This is a genomic window from Spiroplasma sp. ald (assembly GCF_044714355.1).
GTDB lineage: Bacteria > Bacillota_I > Bacilli_A > Mycoplasmatales > Mycoplasmataceae > Spiroplasma > Spiroplasma phoeniceum.
This window is the reverse complement of the sequence record NZ_RXFY01000120.1, coordinates 1-2,651: the sequence shown is the minus strand read 5'-3', so window position 1 is coordinate 2,651 and position 2,651 is coordinate 1. Positions and strand designations below refer to the sequence as shown.

Annotated in this window: 3 protein-coding genes; 1 reads left to right on the top strand and 2 read right to left on the bottom strand. The window is 25.0% G+C overall.

Annotated features, from left to right (window positions below):
• Nucleotides 1-311 precede the first annotated feature (311 nt).
• Nucleotides 312-914, bottom strand: a complete 603-nt coding sequence (locus tag EHU54_RS05300; protein ID WP_400249335.1) for an FMN-dependent NADH-azoreductase — start codon at nt 912-914, stop codon at nt 312-314.
• Nucleotides 915-1,101: 187 nt separating this feature from the next.
• On the opposite strand from EHU54_RS05300, the gene EHU54_RS05295 reads away from it, so the two are divergent.
• Complete coding sequence (locus EHU54_RS05295; protein WP_400249334.1) at nt 1,102-1,422, top strand: S1 RNA-binding domain-containing protein; 321 nt, start codon at nt 1,102-1,104, stop codon at nt 1,420-1,422.
• A 51-nt stretch (nt 1,423-1,473) separates the two neighbouring features.
• Here the strand turns inward: EHU54_RS05295 and EHU54_RS05290 are convergent, their stop codons facing one another.
• Nucleotides 1,474-2,409 carry a hypothetical protein gene (locus tag EHU54_RS05290; RefSeq protein ID WP_400249333.1) on the bottom strand — a complete coding sequence of 312 codons (936 nt, stop codon included), beginning with the start codon at nt 2,407-2,409 and terminating at the stop codon, nt 1,474-1,476.
• Between the last annotated feature and the right edge of the window lie 242 nt (nt 2,410-2,651).

Below are 2,651 nucleotides of genomic sequence, written 5' to 3'. Positions count from 1 at the left end.
ATTATTTCTTTTAGATTATTATCATTTGAGATAACTTCTTGGTATATTTTATATTTTTCATCTAATTCTGCTTTAAAATCTGCATATTCATTAGCAATAACTTTTAAATTATTAATAAATTCGATTCTTTTCATTGCAATTTTCTTTCAATATTATTTTTAATTATTATTTCATAAATAATAATTAAAGTAATTTATTTTAAAATTAATTTTAAAATCATATATTTATTAATTTTATCATAATTTATTAGTACAAACACTAATAAGCAAATAAAAACTCAACATCTGTTGAGTTTTTATTATTTTTGTTAATTAAAATGTTTTAACAACTTTTTGAATTTCTTCATCATATTGGTCAATTAACTCATCTGGACTTAGGGTATTGGTTGGAGCAACTTTCGTTCCTGCAACAAGAATTGGTTTATTAACAGTAGCACCAACAAATTCTCATGTTCCTTTTAAGTATTCGGTGTGATTTCCCCATGGATATCAACCAAAAGGAGCTCCTTGGGTTGTTAAAATTTGTACTTTTAAATGTGGTAATAACCCTATTGCATCACCTTTTTTTGCATATTTATATGAAAATGTTTTATCTGCAACTAACACATGATCTAAGTAATTTTTCATTAAGCCAGAAACATTAAAGTTGTTCATTGGACATACAACAATAACTTTTTGCACTTCTTTTAATTGATTAATATAAACATCAGCATCCTCTGCATTAAAATAAGTGCCAAAATTATCACACGTAAGTGTTTTAAGGGCCATTGGGGTTTCGTTTAAATCTAAACGAATAATTTCATCGTTTGCATTTGCTGCTTGATAATATTTAAGAAAACGAGCTGCTAAAGCTTTTGAATATGATTTTTCATCAGGACTAACCGTTCCATAAATTACTAATACTTTATTTGCCATGATTATCGTTCCTTTCTCGTTTTATTTTATCATATTTTATTCTCTAAACTAATTAATAATATTGCTAGAAACTGTTGAAAATGATAATTTTTGATAATTTAAAAAATTTAACAAAATTTTTAAAATAGCAAATCATTTTTAGCATTTTAATAATATAATAATGTTATGAAAAGGAGAAAAAAATATTATGTATGATAAAAAAAGCAATGTTATTGTTAAAATAACAAATATCACGCCGTTCGGTGCTTTTTGTGAATTAAAAGACGCAGCTGGTTTAATTCATATTAGTGAATTTTCTGATTTCTTTGTTCGAAATATTCAAGAATTTGTTAATGTTGGTGACAATGTTGAAGTAGAAGTTCTTGATTTTGACCCCGTTAAAAAACATGTCAAATTAAGTTACAAAAATTGCCGTCCAGAATTATTGAAAAAGGACAATAATCCAACGGAAGAAACACTGCCAAATTCAGAATCATTACCTAATAAGCATGATTTATTATCAAAATAAATAAACTAGTAAAAAGTATAAAAAAGGTAAAAAGTAGTTTGAAACTACTTTTTATTTTGCTAAATTTAATTGTTTTTGTAACTGGTTTGTTTGTTTACTACTAATTTTATTTTGTGCAAAATAGAACCCAAAGTAACAGCCACTAATAATTACGGCAAAGGTTGTGTAAACAACAATTGTTTGGACAGCCATCGGAACTTTACCATTTGTATAACTAGCTTTTGGATTTGTAAATTCCATAAAATCATATGGGAAATAACCCGAGAATGACATATCTGGTCATGGTTTTCAATTATGAGTTACTTTTAAAATATAACCAAAAATAGTAGACACCAAGAAATAACCTAAAATTGTTGCTAAACTATAACCTCATCAACGTAACATAGTTATTTTGTTATAACTTAAATCATGATGTTGATAAAAAACAAAATAATAAATCACACCTAATAGCGGAATTAAAGAATGTTGCAAAAACATACTCATTCATTGAATTGGTAATCAACTTTTAAAATCACCAGTAATTGGTAAAGAAAGATTATAAAAGAATAACGTAAAGCAAATAACTACCATTGTTAATAATCCTACTTTACTATTATCATATCGCCCTTTTCCTTCTTTTAACGTATTAAACGCAGAATTAAGGAAGAAAGCAGAAAAAAGCAATGTTGAATATGAGGTATATAAGGTTAGGTTTCGAAAAATAACCATAAAACTAATACTAATATCTGATCAACTTTGTAACTCTGCTAATTTTGTTTCATACTTTGGTACTCAACTTTTGGGAAATATTCCATGATGTTTAGACCATAATGTCAATGATAAACTAACACTAGTAAAAACAATAATTGAAATAATTGGTAAAAGACCAATTATTATTTTAAATCAAAACCGTCAACTTTTAGTTAAAGTTTTAATATTATTTTTTAATATTCAAATTTTATTATTATTTAGTTTTAATATTGTTTCGTTGTTTGTTATATTTTCCATTTTTGGGCTTTTCTAATAATATATTTTTTACTATACTAGTTTTCAACGAGAAAAGCAAGATTTTAATTGGCAATATTTGTGAATTCCACTAACATTTTGGACTGATTTATTAAAATTAAAGGAAAAGTTCTGAACTTAAATATTAAAACATTAGACTTCTTGCATAACCTATTAAAATAATTATAAATATTTTTAAAAAGATACTAATAGCAAATTATAATTTTAATTAATTATGTCTTTTA